Source organism: Leclercia sp., assembly GCF_036780805.1.
Lineage (GTDB): Bacteria > Pseudomonadota > Gammaproteobacteria > Enterobacterales > Enterobacteriaceae > Enterobacter.
The window spans coordinates 1,473,601-1,490,950 of record NZ_DAIQCE010000001.1 but is presented as its reverse complement, the minus strand read 5'-3'; the positions used below and the strand labels follow the sequence as shown (position 1 = coordinate 1,490,950).

General features: G+C 60.9%; 19 protein-coding genes. 10 read left to right on the top strand and 9 right to left on the bottom strand.

What is annotated here, in order from left to right:
• Nucleotides 1-166 precede the first annotated feature (166 nt).
• Nucleotides 167-445 carry a YnjH family protein gene (locus tag V7Q49_RS07035; RefSeq protein ID WP_333850021.1) on the top strand — a complete coding sequence of 93 codons (279 nt, stop codon included), beginning with the start codon at nucleotides 167-169 and terminating at the stop codon, nucleotides 443-445.
• Here V7Q49_RS07035 and V7Q49_RS07030 read toward each other — a convergent pair.
• Nucleotides 405-821: a pyrimidine (deoxy)nucleoside triphosphate diphosphatase gene (locus tag V7Q49_RS07030; RefSeq protein ID WP_333850020.1), complete on the bottom strand. Its 417-nt coding sequence runs from the start codon at nucleotides 819-821 to the stop codon at nucleotides 405-407. The two genes, V7Q49_RS07035 and V7Q49_RS07030, sit on opposite strands and share 41 nt — an antisense overlap.
• Nucleotides 822-962: 141 nt before the next feature.
• Here V7Q49_RS07030 and V7Q49_RS07025 point away from each other — a divergent pair, with 141 nt between their 5' ends.
• Entirely contained in the window at nucleotides 963-1,463 is a 501-nt protein-coding gene (locus V7Q49_RS07025; protein WP_333850504.1) for a carboxymuconolactone decarboxylase family protein, read from the top strand.
• Entirely contained in the window at nucleotides 1,456-2,088 is a 633-nt protein-coding gene (locus V7Q49_RS07020) for a CDP-alcohol phosphatidyltransferase family protein (RefSeq protein ID WP_333850019.1), read from the top strand. The genes V7Q49_RS07025 and V7Q49_RS07020 overlap by 8 nt, the downstream gene beginning before the upstream one ends.
• On the opposite strand, the gene V7Q49_RS07015 is transcribed toward V7Q49_RS07020, so the two are convergent.
• From V7Q49_RS07015 to V7Q49_RS06985, 7 genes are all read right to left on the bottom strand, one after another.
• On the bottom strand, nucleotides 2,080-3,387 hold the full coding sequence (locus V7Q49_RS07015) for a rhodanese-like domain-containing protein (protein WP_333850018.1): 1,308 nt from the start codon (nucleotides 3,385-3,387) through the stop codon (nucleotides 2,080-2,082). The two genes, V7Q49_RS07020 and V7Q49_RS07015, sit on opposite strands and share 9 nt — an antisense overlap.
• 87 nt (nucleotides 3,388-3,474) lie before the next feature.
• Nucleotides 3,475-4,107 (bottom strand): ATP-binding cassette domain-containing protein, encoded by a 633-nt coding sequence (locus tag V7Q49_RS07010; protein ID WP_333850017.1) that lies wholly within the window; start codon nucleotides 4,105-4,107, stop codon nucleotides 3,475-3,477.
• Nucleotides 4,107-5,642 carry a thiamine ABC transporter permease gene (locus V7Q49_RS07005; RefSeq protein WP_333850016.1) on the bottom strand — a complete coding sequence of 512 codons (1,536 nt, stop codon included), beginning with the start codon at nucleotides 5,640-5,642 and terminating at the stop codon, nucleotides 4,107-4,109. The genes V7Q49_RS07010 and V7Q49_RS07005 overlap by 1 nt, the downstream gene beginning before the upstream one ends.
• Complete coding sequence (locus tag V7Q49_RS07000; RefSeq protein ID WP_442913060.1) at nucleotides 5,615-6,778, bottom strand: ABC transporter substrate-binding protein; 1,164 nt, start codon at nucleotides 6,776-6,778, stop codon at nucleotides 5,615-5,617. Before V7Q49_RS07000 ends, V7Q49_RS07005 begins: the two co-directional genes overlap by 28 nt.
• 20 nt (nucleotides 6,779-6,798) lie before the next feature.
• Nucleotides 6,799-7,425 carry a TVP38/TMEM64 family protein gene (locus V7Q49_RS06995; RefSeq protein ID WP_333850015.1) on the bottom strand — a complete coding sequence of 209 codons (627 nt, stop codon included), beginning with the start codon at nucleotides 7,423-7,425 and terminating at the stop codon, nucleotides 6,799-6,801.
• Nucleotides 7,426-7,485: 60 nt separating this feature from the next.
• Entirely contained in the window at nucleotides 7,486-8,295 is an 810-nt protein-coding gene (gene xthA / locus V7Q49_RS06990) for an exodeoxyribonuclease III (protein ID WP_333850014.1), read from the bottom strand.
• 86 nt (nucleotides 8,296-8,381) lie between these two features.
• Nucleotides 8,382-8,594, bottom strand: a complete 213-nt coding sequence (locus tag V7Q49_RS06985; protein WP_333850013.1) for a hypothetical protein — start codon at nucleotides 8,592-8,594, stop codon at nucleotides 8,382-8,384.
• Between the two features lie 145 nt (nucleotides 8,595-8,739).
• Here V7Q49_RS06985 and astC point away from each other — a divergent pair, with 145 nt between their 5' ends.
• The 7 genes from astC (at nucleotide 8,740) to ves (ending at nucleotide 16,442) form a co-directional block, all read left to right on the top strand.
• Nucleotides 8,740-9,960 carry a succinylornithine/acetylornithine transaminase gene (gene astC, locus V7Q49_RS06980; RefSeq protein WP_333850012.1) on the top strand — a complete coding sequence of 407 codons (1,221 nt, stop codon included), beginning with the start codon at nucleotides 8,740-8,742 and terminating at the stop codon, nucleotides 9,958-9,960.
• Nucleotides 9,957-10,991, top strand: coding sequence for an arginine N-succinyltransferase (astA, locus tag V7Q49_RS06975; RefSeq protein ID WP_333850011.1), 1,035 nt, complete (start codon nucleotides 9,957-9,959; stop codon nucleotides 10,989-10,991). Before astC ends, astA begins: the two co-directional genes overlap by 4 nt.
• A complete protein-coding gene (astD, locus tag V7Q49_RS06970) occupies nucleotides 10,988-12,475 on the top strand; it encodes a succinylglutamate-semialdehyde dehydrogenase (protein WP_333850010.1) in 1,488 nt (495 codons plus the stop codon). Before astA ends, astD begins: the two co-directional genes overlap by 4 nt.
• Nucleotides 12,462-13,787 (top strand): N-succinylarginine dihydrolase, encoded by a 1,326-nt coding sequence (gene astB, locus V7Q49_RS06965; protein ID WP_333850009.1) that lies wholly within the window; start codon nucleotides 12,462-12,464, stop codon nucleotides 13,785-13,787. The genes astD and astB overlap by 14 nt, the downstream gene beginning before the upstream one ends.
• A gap of 10 nt (nucleotides 13,788-13,797) precedes the next feature.
• Nucleotides 13,798-14,763, top strand: coding sequence for a succinylglutamate desuccinylase (gene astE / locus V7Q49_RS06960; RefSeq protein ID WP_333850008.1), 966 nt, complete (start codon nucleotides 13,798-13,800; stop codon nucleotides 14,761-14,763).
• A 337-nt stretch (nucleotides 14,764-15,100) separates the two neighbouring features.
• The gene (spy, locus tag V7Q49_RS06955; protein WP_333850007.1) at nucleotides 15,101-15,589 is read left to right on the top strand and encodes an ATP-independent periplasmic protein-refolding chaperone Spy; all 489 of its coding nucleotides are present in this window, start codon (nucleotides 15,101-15,103) and stop codon (nucleotides 15,587-15,589) included.
• Between the two features lie 295 nt (nucleotides 15,590-15,884).
• A complete protein-coding gene (ves, locus tag V7Q49_RS06950) occupies nucleotides 15,885-16,442 on the top strand; it encodes an environmental stress-induced protein Ves (protein WP_333850006.1) in 558 nt (185 codons plus the stop codon).
• On the opposite strand, the gene cho is transcribed toward ves, so the two are convergent.
• Nucleotides 16,411-17,298, bottom strand: a complete 888-nt coding sequence (cho, locus tag V7Q49_RS06945; protein ID WP_333850005.1) for an excinuclease Cho — start codon at nucleotides 17,296-17,298, stop codon at nucleotides 16,411-16,413. The two genes, ves and cho, sit on opposite strands and share 32 nt — an antisense overlap.
• Nucleotides 17,299-17,350 lie beyond the last annotated feature (52 nt).

Genomic DNA, 17,350 nt, shown 5'->3' with positions numbered 1-17,350 from the left:
CGACTATACCACCCGATGGGCTTTGTGACGCAAGCTAAATTTCGCCCTCAAGTTAAATTCATCAAACGCGCCGGGTCATAATAAAAAACGATGATCGGCGGGATTAAAGCTTCGCTCTGTTTTTACCGTTATAGTCATTATCAGCACACAACAGGAAGAAACGTCGATGAAGCGTATTGTAATGGCTGTTTTGCTTGGAGTTTTCGCGACCGGCACTCAGGCCGACCAGCGATTTGGTACCGGGGGTGTGGATGTGAATATCCCGCCGGAGATCTTCAGCTCCAGCGGTCAGCGCCCGCCGCCGTGCAACCAGTGCTGCATCTATCAGGATCAGAACTATTCAGAAGGGGCGGTGGTAAAGGCCGAGGGGGTTCTGTTGCAGTGTCAGCGCGATCCAAATGCCCTTAGCACCAATCCGCTGGTCTGGCGTCGTGTAAGAGAATAAAGGCTTCAAGCAGGGGAATATCCGCCGGGGCGAGATCGTAGCCCAACGCCTCGCGCGGGGAGCACCATGCCAGCTGGCTGTGGTAGTGGGTTTCAGGCGTACCGGTGAACGCCGGAACGTGCCAGGCGTGCAGGTTAATCAGCCGCTGGGACACCTCACGCTGGTGGCTGGCGATATACCGCCCGGGGCGGGCCTCGATGCCCAGCTCCTCGCGCAGCTCACGCACCAGCGCGTCGGGCTGCGTCTCCCCGGCCTCCACTTTGCCTCCGGCAAACTCCCACAGTCCGGGCTGATCCGCATGCAGCGGGCGCTGCGCCAGTAAAATTTTGCCATCCCGTTCGAGAATAGCGCAAACAACATCGAGTGTTTTTAGCATGGTCGTCAATAATGGTTGAGAGAGAAAGGGTTAGGATCGACGTATTTATTAGCGACCAGGGAGTCTCCTGTGAAAGAGTTACCGCCAGTCTGGGTTAAACCCATCGAATCCATCCCCGCCAGTCTAACGCCAATCGCCAGGATGCAGAAAAAACATTATGGCGCGGTGCTGAATCCGCTGCGCTGGTGGGGGAGAATGCCCCGACTGTTCTGGCTGGTGGCGCTGTTTGTCGGCTTCCTGGAGCGAAAAAAATCGCCTCTCGACCCGGTGCTGCGTTCGCTGCTGATGACCCGCGTCTCGCAGGTGTGCCACTGTGCGTTCTGCATCGATGCCAATGCCCTGCGCCTGGCGGAACGCTGCGGCGGGCTGGAGAAAGTGCAGGCCGTGGCGACCTGGCGCGACAGCTCGCTGTTCAGTGATCAGGAGCGCGCCGCGCTGGCCTATGCCGAGGCGGTTACCGCCACGCCGCCGATGGTGGACGATACCCTCAAAGCGGCATTGCGCCGTCACTATCGCGAAGAGGTGATTACCGAGATGACCGCGCTGCTCGCTTTTCAGAACCTGTCGGCGCGCTTCAATGCCGCGCTGGATATCCCTTCCCAGGGGCTCTGCGCCATGCCCGGAGAAAAAAAGGATGCTTGACCGCCACCTTCATCCGCGCCTGAAACCGCTGCTTAACCGGCTGGTCATGAAGCTGGATAAACCGGGCATCACCCCGGACGGGATAACGCTGATCGGCTTTGCTATCGGGGTGCTGGCGCTGCCGTTTCTGGCGCTGGGCTGGTATCTGGCGGCGCTGGTGGCGATTGTGCTGAACCGGTTGCTGGACGGGCTGGATGGGGCATTGGCGCGGCGGCGCGGGTTAACCGATGCCGGGGGCTTTCTCGATATCGCCCTCGATTTTCTGTTTTATGCCCTGGTACCCTTTGGATTTGCCCTGGCAAATCCTGCGGTAAATGCCTTGCCGGCGGCCTGGCTACTGTTCGCCTTCATCGGCACCGGCAGCAGCTTTCTGGCATTTGCCGCGCTGGCGGCGAAGCATGACATCGACAATCCGGGCTATGCCCATAAATCGTTTTACTATATCGGAGGGCTGACGGAAGGCACCGAAACGATTCTGCTGTTTGTGCTCTGTTGCCTGTTCCCGGCGCACTTTGCCTGGCTGTCGTGGCTATTCGGCGCGTTGTGCTGGCTCACCACCGCAACGCGCATCTGGAGTGGGTATCTGACGCTGAAGGCGGTTCAGCGTCAGCCGGGATCAGAGTGAGCTCTCTGGCCCGCGTTCACCGGTCGCGACCGGGTTGTTCGGGTTGCTGCTCCATTCGTACCAGCCGCCGTCATAAACGCCGACATTTTTCCAGCCCATCGCCCGGGCATACATAAAGGTCTCTGATGCCCGCCAGCCGGTGCCGCAGTAAAACGCCACCTGCTGATCCGGCAGAATGTTCCACTGTTTCCACATCCCGGCGATGTCGTCTGCGGTACGCATGGTGCCATCCGGGTTGTGGAAATCTTCCATATGGGTCGAGTCGCTCCCGGCATGACCCCAGCGGGCACCTGCGATCTCACCTTTTGGCTTGATATAGCTGTAGCCGCTGGTCACGCCGGTAAATTCCGGCCATGAACGGATGCTGACCAGCGAGGCGTCCTTACGGTGCAGCAGGCCGCGGGCCTGTTCGGTATTCAACATCAGCTGTGGTTGACCGGGGATCGGCGCGCCAAAATCGGTCGCAGGCGTCACCTTGCCCGGCGTACCGCGCTCGACCGGCAGGTTTGCATCGCTCCAGGTTTTCCAGCCGCCGTCCAGCAGGCGGACATCTTTCACTCCGGCATACAGCATGATCTGCGCCACGCGCGCGGCGGCATAGACGTCGCGGCCGTAGAGGATCACCGTGGTGTCATGGCGGATCCCATGTTTTGCCAGCATTGCTTTTAGATCGGCATCGGAAACTTTGTTCCACAGCGGCTCGCTTTCCACTTCGTTGGTGTCGATATAGTCCGCGCCGGGAATATGGCTCAGCAGATAAAATTTCGGCGCACCCCAGGCGGCTTCGATCACTTTCCACTCCCCGGCGGGAGCGGCTGTCACCGGTTTACCCTGCTGGAGCTGGTGCAGCCACTGCGGGTAGACCAGTTGTTCAAAGTGGGCGAGGCGCTGGAGACGCGCCGGGGTTTTCAGGGCATCATTCAGCAGCGTCACTTGGCTGTAACCCGCCTGATTCAGCCGCGCCTTGACGGCCTGGTTATCGCTGTCGCTACCGTACAAGGCCACCGGGGTCGTCGGTGTCAGCTGGTGCTGTGCCGCCCAGGTTTTCAGCTGGCTCTCGTTCATCGCCCCAAGCCAGCTGGCGGAAAGATTGAGCGCGGCAGGCTCGTGACCGGAAGGGCCGTTCAGGCTCTGCGGCCAGCCGTTATAGAAGGCGCTGGCGCGGGTATCAATAATCGAACCTTGTTGCTGCTGAAGCTCGGTCAGCGTGAGGGAATGCGCCATGTCAGCGGCGAAGGTGGAGAAAGAGGCGAGACCTAAAGCGACGGTCAGCGCGGCCAGGTGAGAAACACGTTTCATCGAAATGCCCGATCGTAAAAAATTGAGCCGACATTGTGGCTTTCTGCCCGACAAAAAACGTTGCGTTTGCGCAGGATGTCGCGGGATTCATTGCCAGCCTGCCATCGGCAGCACCTGCCCATCCGCGGAAATATCGTCCTCATCGTGCGTCACCTGAACCACCGGGATCTGCCGGGTACGCACCTCAGCGAACACCCAGCGGCGGAACTGGTCGCGCAGATTTTTATCCAGACGGCTGAAAGGCTCATCAAGCAGCAGCGCCTGCGGCTGGGCCAGCAGGGCGCGGAGCAGGCTCACCCGGGCGCGCTGCCCGCCGGAGAGCGTGGCGGGATCGCGATGAAAGAAGCCGCTCAGATCCGCCGCGTCCAGCGCGTCGTTGACCTGCTGTTTGCGCGCCTCGCCTTTTACCGCCGCCGGGAGCGCCAGCAGCAGATTTTGCCCGACGCTGAAGTGATCGAAGAGCAACGCATCCTGAAACAGCAATCCCAGCTTCCGCTGCTCGGTGGGCAGGGCATCGCAGCGGCGGGCATTGATCCACAGCTCCCCCGTGGCGCGAAAATCACCTGGCAGAGCGCCGATCATCCAGGCAAACAGCGACGATTTCCCGCTGCCGGACGGGCCCATCAGGGTGAGGATCTCGCCTGGCTGCACCTCGAAACTGACGTTGTGCAGCAGCGTCGTCTGGCGCAGCGAGAGCGAAACATCCTTGACTATCAGCATTAACGTAACCCCTGTCGAAAGCGGCCTATCAGCCGGGAAAGCAGGATGCAGGCCGCGAAGACCAGCATCGGCAGTAGCAACTGCCACAGCGCCTGGGCCGCCAGCACGGCGCTACTGCCGCCGCTGCTGAGCGCCACGGCGTCGGTAGTCAGCGTGGCAAACCGACCGCTGCCCAGCCACAGGGTGGGCAGATACTGCGCCATACTGACGGAAAACCCGACGGCAAAGGCGGTGAGCGCCGGGCGGATCATCTGCGGGCATTTGATCAGCCAGAATATTTTAAGCGATCCCCAGCCGAGAGTGCGGGCAATCAGGATCGTTCGCGGATCGAGCCGGCGCCAGGCCGGCTGCATCACCAGCAGCATCCACGGCAGCACCCACAGTAAATGTCCCCACAGCACGGCAATCCACTGCCCGTCGAGCTGCAGCAGCAACGCCAGCTGATACTGTCCGGCCACCAGCGGCAGGGCGGGGAGCGCCAGGGGGAGCCAGACCCAGAAACCGCCGCGCTGCGGGCCCCACTCCAGCCAGAGCAGGATCATTCCCAGCGCAAGGGCCGCCGAAGAGAGTCCCAGCGTCAGGCTCACCGCCGCCGTGTCGCGGGAGACGCTGGCGTCGCCTGCCACCAGCACCAGGACCGCCACGCTGACGATGCCCGCTAACGGCAGCAGCAGGCCGCAGGCGCGTCCCACTCTCAGCGGGCGCGGCGTGGGGCGTTCCCCGGAGATGTCCGGGATGGTGCGGCACCAGCGTCGCCAGCCGATAAACAGCGCGACGGCGATCAGCTCCAGGATGAGCAGCAGGATTACGCACACCAGCATCCCTTTAGCCTGCTGATGGGCATCCCCCTGCGACAGCCACTGCCAGGCCAGCACCGCCAGGGTGGGAGGATTACCCGGCCCGAGGATCAGGGCCACATCCACTACCGACAGCGTCCAGGCGATCGTCGCCAGCATCACTGCTCCCAGCGCCGGGGCAATGGCGGGCAGGATCAGCCAGCGCAGGGCCTGCCAGCGGCCATAGCCCAGCGATCGCAGCACGGTCACTTTTTGCGCCAGTTCTTTTTCCGGCAGCGAGGCGTAAATCGCCCAGAGAACAAATGCGCTCTCCTTGACGGCGAGGGTCAGGCCGAGCCCGATCCCGTAGCGATCCAGCACCGGGGAGCAGATCGAACAGAGGCGGTAAAGTTCGCCGCCTTCGGCAAAAATCAGCAGCACGCTGACCGCAAAGGCCACGTGAGGGATCGCCAGCAGCCAGGGGAGGTGGTTGCACAGCCGTCGCCAGCGGCTACCGGGCCACAGCGCGGCAACTACCGCCAGGGCCAGCAGCAGCGCCCCGGCGGCGGCAATCAGGGTGGATACCAGGGTAGCGATCAGCGCCTGCGGCAGCTGCGGATCCGCGGCCAGCGCCCGCCAGTTCTCAAGTGAAAAGATCGGCGGTAGCAGCAGGACGAAAGCGGGCAGCAGCGGCAGATACACCGCAGCCATCAGCAGCCAGGCGAGCCCGCTTAGTGGGTGCCGTAACGACGCAGCCATTCCTGCTCCAGCGCGTTAACCCAGGCAGCATGGGGTTCCCCGAGCGTCGCCGGAAGTTCTGCCGGGATAAACTGACGCATTTGCGCGGCTTGCGCCGCAGGGAGGGTCTGAGGATCCAGCACGCTCGGATCGCCCCAGTGGGCCGGGTCCGCCTTGCGGATCTGCGCCTGCGGCGAGAGTAAAAAGTTAGCGACGACTTTCGCGCCCGCGCTGGCAGAGGCATTGGCCGGGATCGCCACAAAGTGGACGTTACCTATCATTCCCTGTTGAAAACCAAAGCTGTAGCTGTCGGCGGGTAGCTCTTTGCTGGTCACCTTTTGCCGGGCGTGGGCCGGGTTAAAGGTGATCGACAGGCCTAAATTGCCGCTGCTCAGCAGGGCGTCTATCCGCGCCGGTGACGGCGGGAAATCCTTGCCCTCGCGCCACAGGTGGGGATGCAGCTTATCCAGATACGCCCACAGCGGGGCGGTGACCGCGGCAAAGGTGGCGCTGTCCGGCGGCTGTTTCAGGGCATCCGGCAGGGTGGTTTGCGTCAGCAGGAGCTGTTCCAGAAACGCGGTGCCGGTAAAGTCGGGCGGGCGCGGGTAGGTGACAGTACCGGGATATTGCGTGGCGTAGGCCAGCAGCGCCTGCGGGTCGGCCAGCGGCTGCGGCAGGGTCTTGCGGCTGGCGATAAAGGTGAGCTGCGCGCTGCCCCACGGGGATTCAGCCCCCTCGGTCGGGATGGCGAAATCTTCGGTCACCGGCTTGGTGGTATCGACATAGCGCCAGTTGGGCAGGCTTTGCGCCCATCCGGTCTGCAGCAGCCCGGCGGTTTTCAGGGTGCGGAAGTTCTCGCCGTTGACCCACAGCAGGTCGACCGAGCCGTTGGTTTTGCGCCCGGCGCTGGCCTCGGTCTGGATACGTTTCACCGCATCGGCGGCATCCGCCAGACGGACAATTTTCAGGGTGATAGCGTAGTGGCTTTTCATCTCGCCGCTCACCCAGTCCAGATAGCGGTTCACCGCCGCATCGCCGCCCCAGGCGTTAAACCAGACGGTCTGGCCCCGGGCGTCCTCTTTGGTTTTCTGCCAGCTATCATTGGCCAGCGCCGATCCTGCTATCAGCAGGCCGGTTAATAACATGCAAAAACGCACACGCCGCATAATGCCCCCTGTTATGGAGAAGGTCGGGAAAAGCGGGCAAACAGCCAGCGGGTAATGAGCGGCAGCAGGCCCAGTAGCGTGAAGGCAAAAACCACGCCGGGCGAGAGGATATCACGCAGCGAGGCGATCTGCCCTAACTGGTGGCCGGCATTGAGAAAAACCACCGCACCGGGCAGCATTCCGAGCTGGCTAACCCACCAGTAGCGCCGCACCTCGAGGGTTGTCACGCCAGCCAGCAGGTTGACCACAAAGAAAGGGAACAGCGGCATCAGGCGCAGGGCAAACAGATAAAAGGCCCCGTCCCGTGCAATCCCGTCATTCACGGTGCGCATCGGCCCGGCAAAGCGGCGCTGTACCCAGTCGCGCAGCAGATAGCGGCTGACCAGCATGGCCAGGGTGGCGCCCAGCGTGGCGGCGAAGGAGACCAGCAGGATCCCCGGCCAGAGGCCGAACAGCGCCCCGCCGAGGAGCGTTAGCAGCGCAGCGCCCGGCAGCGAAAGGGTGGTGACCAGCACGTAGAGCATAAAAAAGAGGGTGGCGCTCTGGATCGGGGCCTGCTGACAGTAAAGCAGCAGCGCCTGGTGTCGCGCCTGGAGATTTTCCAGCGTCAGGGTGCCGGGAGGCAGTTGCGTATACATAACAACAAATGCGCCCAGAAGGGCGCATAAAAGGAGAATTTTACGGCTGTTGGCGGCCATTCATTTTACGTCGAATGTTGCCCATACCGGGGCGTGGTCGGACGGTTTTTCCATGCTGCGGATCTCGTAGTCGATCCCGGTTTCAATGCAGCGCTCTGCCAGCGGGCTGCTTGCCAACAGCAGGTCGATGCGCAGGCCGCGGTTATCGTCGAAGCCTTTGGAACGGTAGTCAAACCACGAGAAGCGATCCTGGGTCTCCGGATTGACGTGGCGGAAGGTATCCACCAGACCCCAGTCCATCAGACGCGCCATCCACTCGCGCTCTTCCGGCAGGAAGGAGCACTTCCCGGTGCGCAGCCAGCGTTTGCGGCTGTCTTCGCCGATGCCGATATCGAGATCGGTATGGCTGATGTTCATGTCGCCCATGATCAGAACCGGATTCTCTTTGTTCAGCTCGCTTTCGAGGAACGACTGCAGATCCTGGTAGAACTTCTCTTTGGCCGGGAACTTCAGCGGATGGTCGCGGCTCTCGCCCTGCGGGAAGTAACCATTGATCACGGTGATGTTGCCCAGCGAAGAGGGAATTTCCGCCATGATGATGCGGCGCTGGGAATCTTCACCGTCGCCCGGGAAGCCGCGACGCACCGAGACCGGCGTCTCTTTGGTGAGCAGCGCCACGCCGTAATGGCCTTTCTGACCGTGATAGAAGACGTTGTAGCCCAGTTTGGCCACCTCTTCGAGAGGGAACATATCGTCGTGAACTTTTGTCTCCTGCAGGCCGATGACGTCAGGCTGATGTTGTTCGACGATGGCTTGCAGTTGATGAGGACGAGCGCGCAGGCCGTTGATATTAAAAGAGACAAATTTCATAGTCGCTGCCAGTGCAAGGTGAATAGTGCAAGGATGGTAGCAGAATTTCGTTGGGCTGACTGCCGCCGCTGCGTATGTTCGACCAATTACTGCGACAGAGGGTTTCGACAGTGCAATATTTGCACCGATCTGGCGCGTGATGCCCTCAAATGGCGCGTAAAGGGACCACAAATTTCGCCAGCGATCACAATTCCAGAATTATATTTGGCTTCTGCATAAAACAGCTGTTTTTCATCCGGCAAAGCCGCGCTTGTTGTAAAAATATTCACTTTATATGCAATAACAGTGAATAACTCCATATTGTAACTCGTTGATATTCCGTTACCCCACCCCGTTTATGCATTTTTATCGCTGGCTGGCACGATCGCTGCAATCTACATTTACAGCGCAAACACTAAAATATTTAACATTTAATCAACCTTTTATTTACCGGATGAGGTCGCTATGTCTCTGTCAATTACGCGTGAAAACTTTGATGAATGGATGATGCCGGTTTACGCCCCGGCGGCTTTTATTCCGGTACGGGGAGAGGGCTCACGCCTGTGGGATCAGCAGGGCAAAGAGTATATCGACTTCGCCGGCGGCATTGCGGTTAACGCCCTGGGCCACGCCCATCCGGCGCTGCGCCAGACGCTGAACGACCAGGCGGCGAAGTTCTGGCATACCGGCAACGGCTACACCAACGAACCGGCGCTACGGCTGGCGAAAAAACTGATCGACGCCACCTTCGCCGAAAAAGTGTTCTTCTGTAACTCCGGGGCCGAAGCCAACGAAGCGGCGCTGAAGCTGGCGCGTAAATACGCTCACGATAACTTTGGCAGCCAGAAGAGCGGCATCGTCGCCTTCAAAAATGCCTTCCACGGCCGCACCCTGTTTACCGTCAGCGCGGGCGGTCAGCCTTCCTATTCCCAGGATTTTGCGCCGCTGCCGCCGGATATCCGCCACGCGGTCTATAACGATTTACAGTCCGCCAGCGCGCTGATCGACGATACCACCTGCGCGGTGATCGTTGAGCCAATGCAGGGCGAGGGCGGCGTGCTGCCGGCGGATAAAGCCTTCCTGCAGGGGCTGCGCGAGCTGTGCGATCGCCACAACGCGGTGCTGATTTTTGATGAAGTCCAGACCGGCGTTGGCCGCACCGGCGAGCTGTATGCCTATATGCACTATGGCGTCACGCCGGACGTGCTCTCCACCGCCAAGGCCCTCGGCGGCGGCTTCCCGGTGGGTGCGATGCTGACCACCGACAAATTCGCCCGGGTGATGACCGTTGGCACCCACGGCACCACCTACGGCGGTAACCCGCTGGCATCGGCCGTAGCCGGTCAGGTGCTGGATATCATCAACACCCCGGAAGTGCTGACCGGCGTCAAGCAGCGTCACCAGTGGTTCGTCGAGCGCCTGCAGGCTATTAACAGCAAAACCGGCCTGTTCAAAGAAATCCGCGGTCTGGGGCTGCTGATTGGCTGTGTGCTCACGGACGAATTCGCCGGAAAAGCTAAACTTATTTCACAGGAAGCGGCAAAAGCGGGCGTGATGGTGTTGATCGCCGGGGCTAACGTGGTGCGCTTTGCACCTGCGCTGATCGTCAGCGAGGAAGAAGTGCAGACCGGGTTAGATCGCTTTGCGCTGGCCTGCGATCGTGTGAAGTCCGGGGTGTCATCATGATGGTCATCCGTCCCATTGAGCGCGGGGATTTATCCGCCCTCATGCAGCTTGCCGGTAAAACGGGAGGCGGGCTGACCTCGCTTCCCGTTGATGAAAAGACCCTCTCGGCGCGCATCGAGCGCTCGCTGGAGACCTGGCAAGGGACGCTGCCGAAAGGCGAACAGGGTTACGTGTTTGTGCTGGAAGATACCGACAGCGGAACCGTGGCCGGGATCTGCGCCATCGAAGTGGCGGTGGGTCTGAACGATCCCTGGTACAACTACCGCGTCGGCACCCTGGTGCACGCCTCGAAAGAGCTGAACGTCTATAACGCGCTGCCGACGCTGTTCCTCAGTAACGATCACACCGGCAGCAGCGAACTCTGTAGCCTGTTTCTTGACCCAGACTGGCGCAAGGAGGGCAACGGCTACCTGCTCTCCAAATCACGCTTTCTGTTTATGGCCGCCTTCCGCGATCGCTTCAACGAAAAAGTGGTGGCCGAGATGCGCGGCGTGATCGACGAAACCGGCTTCTCGCCGTTCTGGCAAAGCCTGGGCGAACGCTTCTTCTCCATGGAGTTCAGCAAGGCCGACTACCTGTGCGGCACCGGGCAGAAAGCCTTTATTGCCGAGCTGATGCCGAAACATCCTATCTATACCTATTTCCTCAGCCCCGAGGCGCAGGCCGTTATTGGCCAGGTGCATCCGCACACCGCCCCGGCGCGCGCGGTGCTGGAGAAAGAGGGTTTCCGCTACCGCAACTATGTCGACATCTTTGACGGCGGCCCGACGCTGGAGTGCGATATCGACCGGGTGCGGGCGATCCGAAAAAGCCGTCTGGTGGAGGTGGCCGAAGGCCAGCCTGCGCCGGGCGAATGGCCCGCTTGCCTGGTGGCCAATGAACAATATAACCAGTTCCGCGCCACGCTGGTCCGCGTGGATCCTGACTGTGAACGTCTGGTGCTGACCGCAGCCCAACTGGACGCCCTGAAATGCCGTGCCGGCGATCGTATTCGCATGGTGCGCCTGTGCGCTGAGGAGAAAACAGCATGAACTTATGGATTAATGGCGACTGGGTGACCGGCGAAGGTGAACCACGTACCAAACACAATCCGGTGGGTCAGGAGGTGTTATGGCAGGGCGCGGATGCCAGCGCTGTGCAGGTTGAGCAGGCGTGCCGTGCGGCGCGCGCGGCTTTCCCGGGCTGGGCGAAGCTGCCATTCACTTCCCGTCAGGCCATCGTGGAGAAATTTGCCGCCCTGCTGGAGGCCAACAAACAGGAGCTGACCCGCGTCATTGCCAGCGAAACCGGCAAGCCGCGCTGGGAAGCGGCGACCGAAATCACCGCGATGATCAACAAAATCGCCATCTCGGTGAAGGCTTACCACACCCGTACCGGCGAGCAGCATACCGAGATGGCCGACGGCGCCGCCACCCTGCGCCATCGTCCGCACGGTGTGCTGGCCGTGTTCGGCCCCTATAACTTCCCCGGCCATCTGCCGAACGGCCATATCGTGCCCGCGCTGCTGGCGGGTAATACCCTGATCTTCAAGCCGAGCGAGCTGACGCCGTGGAGCGGCGAGGCGGTGGTTAAACTGTGGGAGCAGGCCGGCCTGCCGCCGGGCGTGCTCAATCTGGTGCAGGGCGGGCGCGAAACCGGTCAGGCGCTGAGTGCCCTGAGCGACATTGACGGCCTGCTGTTCACCGGCAGCGCTGGCACCGGCTACCAGCTGCACCGCCAGCTGGCCGGGCAGCCGGAAAAAATTCTGGCCCTTGAGATGGGCGGCAACAATGCCCTGATCGTCGACGACCCGGCGGATATCGACGCCGCGGTTCACCTCACCATTCAGTCGGCCTTTATCACCGCCGGACAGCGCTGCACCTGCGCCCGTCGTCTGCTGGTGAAAAGCGGTGCGGAAGGAGATGCCTTCCTCGCCCGTCTGGTGGAGGTGAGCGGGCGTCTGCTGCCGGGCGCGTGGGATGCCAGCGACCAGCCGTTTATCGGCGGGCTGATCTCCGAGCAGGCGGCGAAAAACGTCTATCACGTCTGGCGGGAGCACGTTGCCCGCGGCGGCCAGTCGCTGCTGGATCCGCGCCTGGTGCGGGCGGGTACCTCTTTATTAACCCCGGGCATCGTCGAGATGACCGGCGTGGGCGATGTGCCGGACGAAGAGGTCTTTGGTCCGCTGCTCTGCGTCTGGCGCTATGACGATTTCGACCAGGCGATTGCGATGGCTAACGCCACGCGCTATGGCCTGTCGTGCGGGCTGATCTCCCCGGATCGCCAGAAATTCGACCAGCTGCTGCTGGAGGCGCGCGCCGGGATCGTCAACTGGAACAAACCGCTCACCGGCGCGGCAAGTACCGCACCCTTTGGCGGAGTCGGGGCCTCCGGTAACCATCGCGCCAGCGCCTGGTATGCGGCAGATTACTGCGCCTGGCCGATGGCGAGCCTCGAAACCCCGGCCATCGTCCTGCCGGAGCAGCTGAGTCCGGGCCTCGATTTTACACAGGAGAAGCGCCATGAAAGCGCGTGAGGTTAACTTTGACGGGCTGGTGGGCCTGACCCACCACTATGCCGGTCTGTCGTTCGGCAATGAGGCCTCGACCAGACACCGTTTTCAGATCTCCAACCCGCAGCTGGCGGCAAAGCAGGGGCTGTTAAAGATGAAAGCCCTGGCGGATGCAGGCTTTCCTCAGGCGGTGATCCCGCCCCAGGAGCGGCCTAACGTCGGCGTGCTGCGCCAGCTCGGCTTTACCGGTACCGATGAACAGGTGGTGGAGAAGGCGGGCACCCAGATGCCACAGCTGCTCTCTGCCGCCAGCTCAGCCTCCTCGATGTGGGTCGCCAATGCCGCGACGATAGCCCCATCGGCGGACACCCTCGACGGGAAAGTGCATCTGACGGTGGCCAATCTGAACAATAAGTTCCACCGCGCCAGCGAAGCCGGCACCACCGAAAAGGTGCTGCGCGCTATTTTCCGCGACGACTCCCGCTTCAGCGTCCATACGGCGCTGCCGCAGGTGGCGATGTTCGGTGACGAAGGGGCGGCCAACCATAATCGCCTCGGCGGCGACTACGGCGAACCGGGCCTGCAGCTGTTTGTCTATGGCCGTGAAGAGGGGGGCAATGAGGCACCGGCCCGCTACCCGGCCCGCCAGACCCTGGCCGCAAGCCAGGCGGTTGCCAGGCTGAACCAGGTGAATCCGGGGCAGCTGATGTTTGCCCAGCAAAACCCGCTGGTGATTGACCAGGGGGTGTTCCATAACGACGTGATCGCCGTCTCCAACCGTCAGGTGCTCTTCTGCCACGAGCAGGCGTTTGTGCGCCAGGCGGAGCTATTGCAGGCCCTGCGCGAGCGGGTACCCGGCTTTATGCCCATCGAAGTGCCCACTGAGGCGGTCTCGGTGCAGGACGCGGTCGCGACCTATCTGTTTAACAGCCAGCTGCTGAGCCGGGACGACGGCAGTATGATGCTGGTTCTGCCGCAGGAGTCGCAGGATCACCCGGGCGTCTGGCGCTATCTGAGTGGGCTGGTGGCGGAGGACAACCCTATCAGCGAGCTGCGGGTGTTCGATCTGCGCGAGAGTATGGCTAACGGTGGCGGCCCGGCGTGTCTGCGCCTGCGCGTGGTGCTGACCCCAGAGGAGCAGCGGGCGGTCAACCCGGCGGTGATGATGAACGAGACCCTGTTCAACACCCTCAATGATTGGGTGGATCGCTACTATCGCGACCGCCTGACCCAGGCTGACCTGGTGGATCCGCACCTGTTGCGCGAAGGGCGCGAGGCGCTGGATGCCCTGACTCAAATTCTGCAGCTCGGGTCAATCTACCCGTTCCAGCAATAAAGGAGGCGTGATGGAAAACTTTCTGGCGCTGACGATGGCCGATGAAACGCCTCCCCACCGCGAAGGCAGAGGGGCGTCGTTTCACTGGCGCTGGCTGGCTCGCGGGGTGCTGGAGCTGACGCCGGAGGTGGCGAGCACGCGCGCTCTGGTCCTCTCGGCCGGGATCCACGGCAACGAAACCGCGCCGGTGGAGATCGTCGACCTGCTGGTCAGGGCGCTGTTTCGCGGCGAACTGACGCTGCGCTGCCGCCTGCTTGTCATCTACGGTAACCCGCCAGCGCTGAGGGCTGGCAAGCGCTACCTGACCTGCGATATCAACCGCCTGTTCAGCGGGCGCGGAGCGCAGTTTCCGGCCTGCGATGAGACCGCGCGGGCGGCCCTGCTGGAGGAGCGGGTGACGGCGTTTTACCAGCAGGCGGGTGACGAACGCTGGCATCTGGATCTGCACACCGCCATCCGCGCCTCGTATCATGAACGTTTTGGCGTACTGCCCCAGCGCAGTCAGCCCTGGGATGAGGCTTTTATTCAGTGGCTGGGAGATGCCGGGCTGGAGGCGCTGGTCTTTCATCAGGCACCGGGCGGCACCTTCACCCATTTTAGCTGCGAACGCTTTGGCGCTCTGGCCTGTACTCTGGAGCTGGGCAAAGCATTGCCGTTCGGCCATAACGATCTAACCCGCTTTGCCACCACCCATCAGGCGCTGTATGCCTTGCTGAGCGGCGAGACGCCAGAGCAGCATGCTGAGCCAGTGGAGCAGTACCGGGTGGTGCAGCAGATCACCCGCCGCAGCGAGGCCTTTGTGCTGCACATGGCGGCGCATACCCTGAACTTTACCCCCTTCCGCCAGGGCATTTTGCTGGCAGAGGATGGCGAGGAGCGCTATGAAGTGCACAAGCCGACCGAGTATGTTCTTTTCCCGAACCCTACCGTGGCCTTTGGCTTACGCGCCGGGCTGATGCTGGAAAAAGTCTCCTGAAACCCAATAACCCCATCATCATCACGCGGTGGGGTTGTTTATTTTCTCAGCCATTTCATTTGCCTGCTGTTTTATTACGGATTATTCCTGGCTGTTTGCTTTATTATTAATCTCTTCCCCGGTATACTCCTTCACAATCTCTTTAAAATCAGTCTGATGTATATTCTTGTTTCAACTCTCCACGCTTTATCCTTATTTCCTCCATATTTGGCGATATTTTGTTTTTTACACTTTCATTGTTTTACCCTTGCTCTGATTAATTGACGATAAACCCCGTAAAGTTAATCTCGTCAACACGGCATAGCGCCGAAGAATAACTGAAAGGAAGGACAAAATTATGCGTAAATTAACTGCACTGTTTGTTGCCTCTACCCTGGCTCTGGGCGCTACCAGCGCGGCGTTCGCTGCGGATACCGCCACCACCACCGCAGCGCCGACTGAAAGCAAAATGATGCATCACAAGGGCAAGCCGGGTATGCATCACGACATGATGTTTAAAGACCTGAACCTGACGGATGCGCAGAAAACCCAGATCCGCGACATCATGAAAAGCCAGCGTGACCAGATGAAGCGTCCGCCGGTAGAAGAGCGCCGCGCAATGCATGACATCATCGCCAGCAGCAGCTTCGATAAAGCGAAAGCTCAGGCGCAGGTCGACAAGATGGCCGAGCAGAACAAAGCCCGTATGCTGGCGCACCTGGAAACCCAGAACAAGATTTACAACATTCTGACCCCGGAACAGAAAAAACAGTTTGATGCGAATTTTGAGAAGCGTCTGACAGAACGTTCCGCGCCGGAAGGTAAAATGACCCCACCAGCCGAATAATCGGTTCAGCCATTCAAGACCGCCGGAGTCCTGTTCACCCAAGCGAATACGCTGTGGACAGGTCCGGCGGTTTTTTCTTTTCCCGCCTCTTGCCAGCCGCCGCCATCCCGGTATTCTCCTGTTATCGATTTGCACAATGTATTTGAAATGTCTGGCGTTACGGATTTTTTCGTCGTCATGCTAAGCCGTTGTGCACATCTGCCGATACTACACAGTGATGACCTAACGATAACAATCAAAATGCAACCGCCCTGCGCGAGTTGCTCTGGTGCGTATTGCGCCATTTGGAGTGGTGATGGAATTCTTTGATATCCGCAAAATGCCGGTTAGCCTCTGGCGCAACGGGGCCGGTGAGACGCGCGAAATATGTTGTTTTCCCCCGGCAACCCGGGAATTTAACTGGCGAGCCAGTATCGCCTCTCTGGCCAGCAACGGCGACTTTTCGGTCTCGCCCGGCATCGATCGGGTGGTCACCCTGCTGGAGGGGGGAGAGGTGCATCTGGATGGCGGGAATGCGTTTACGCACACGCTGCAGCGTCATCAGCCTTTCAGCTTCGCCGGCGATCTGCCGGTCAAGGCCCAGCTGCTGGAAGGGCAGATGTCGATGGATTTTAATATCATGACCCGCCGGGATCGCTGCCGGGCGAAGGTGCGGGTGGCAGATCGCACCTTTACGACCTTTGCGTCACGCGGCGGCGTCGTGTTTGTATTGAGCGGCGCCTGGCAGCTGGGGGAGAAGCTGCTCACCCCCGATCAGGGCGCATGGTGGCATGATGGCGACCATACGCTGCGGCTGCTGAAGGAGGAAGGGACTTTGCTGTTCAGCGAGATTTTCTGGCTTCCGGGACACTGAGCGGAATGATCTCGTAGTTGCCGGTCAGCAGCGGCTTGCAGAGAATTTTATACCCATCCTGATCGAAACCGGCGGGCGTGCGCAGCAGGTCCGCTGCCTCGTCCAGACTGTCGACCGCGCCCAGCCAGAGCCAGTTATGGATGATGTGGTAGTGGGTCATATCCGGGCGTGACTCTTTCAGCGCCACGGCGCTGTCCCACGGCCAGCAGGTGACGCCAATCGCCTGCAACCCCTCGACTAACCGCTGCTGATGATCCTCAACGCTCTCCTTCCCGCAGCACGCGCCCGCGCAGCGTTTCAGCGCAGAACGGAAACAGGCCCGCCCGCGGCTTAACGACTCCAGCCCCAGCAGGCCATAGCAGAGCTGACGCTCATCGGCCAGCGTCTGTAAGGTTTGCAGCGCCGCCCGGCGGTTGGCGAAGAGGCCAAACAGATTCGGGGTATGGGAAAAATCGACCTCGCGGGCATAGACGATCTGCGGTTTGCCCTCGGCGATGAGCAGGGAGCAGAGCTGACGATTGCGGCGCAACCGTTTATTAAACAGCGGCTGCTGCTCCTTGATTAAGCGGGCTTCCAGCAGCAGAGCGCCCAGCTCACCTGCGGTCTGGATCCAGGTGATACGCCGGGACTGGCGCAGCATGGCGGCCTCGTCCGGGGTGCGCAGATGCGACAGTACCCGGCTGCGAATATTGACGCTTTTGCCGATATAAAGGGGCATGGCGTCGCTGTCGCCATGAAAGAAGTAGACCCCAGGCTGCTTGGGCAGGGCCTCAAGCCACGGGCGAAGATGTTCGGGATACTCATAGATAGCTGCTGCTTCGAATTCAAGCCGCGGTGCCGATTGACGCCTGCTCACAACTTACTCCTGATACTGTTCAGGCATACAGTGTAGCAGCTGTGCTGTGGTT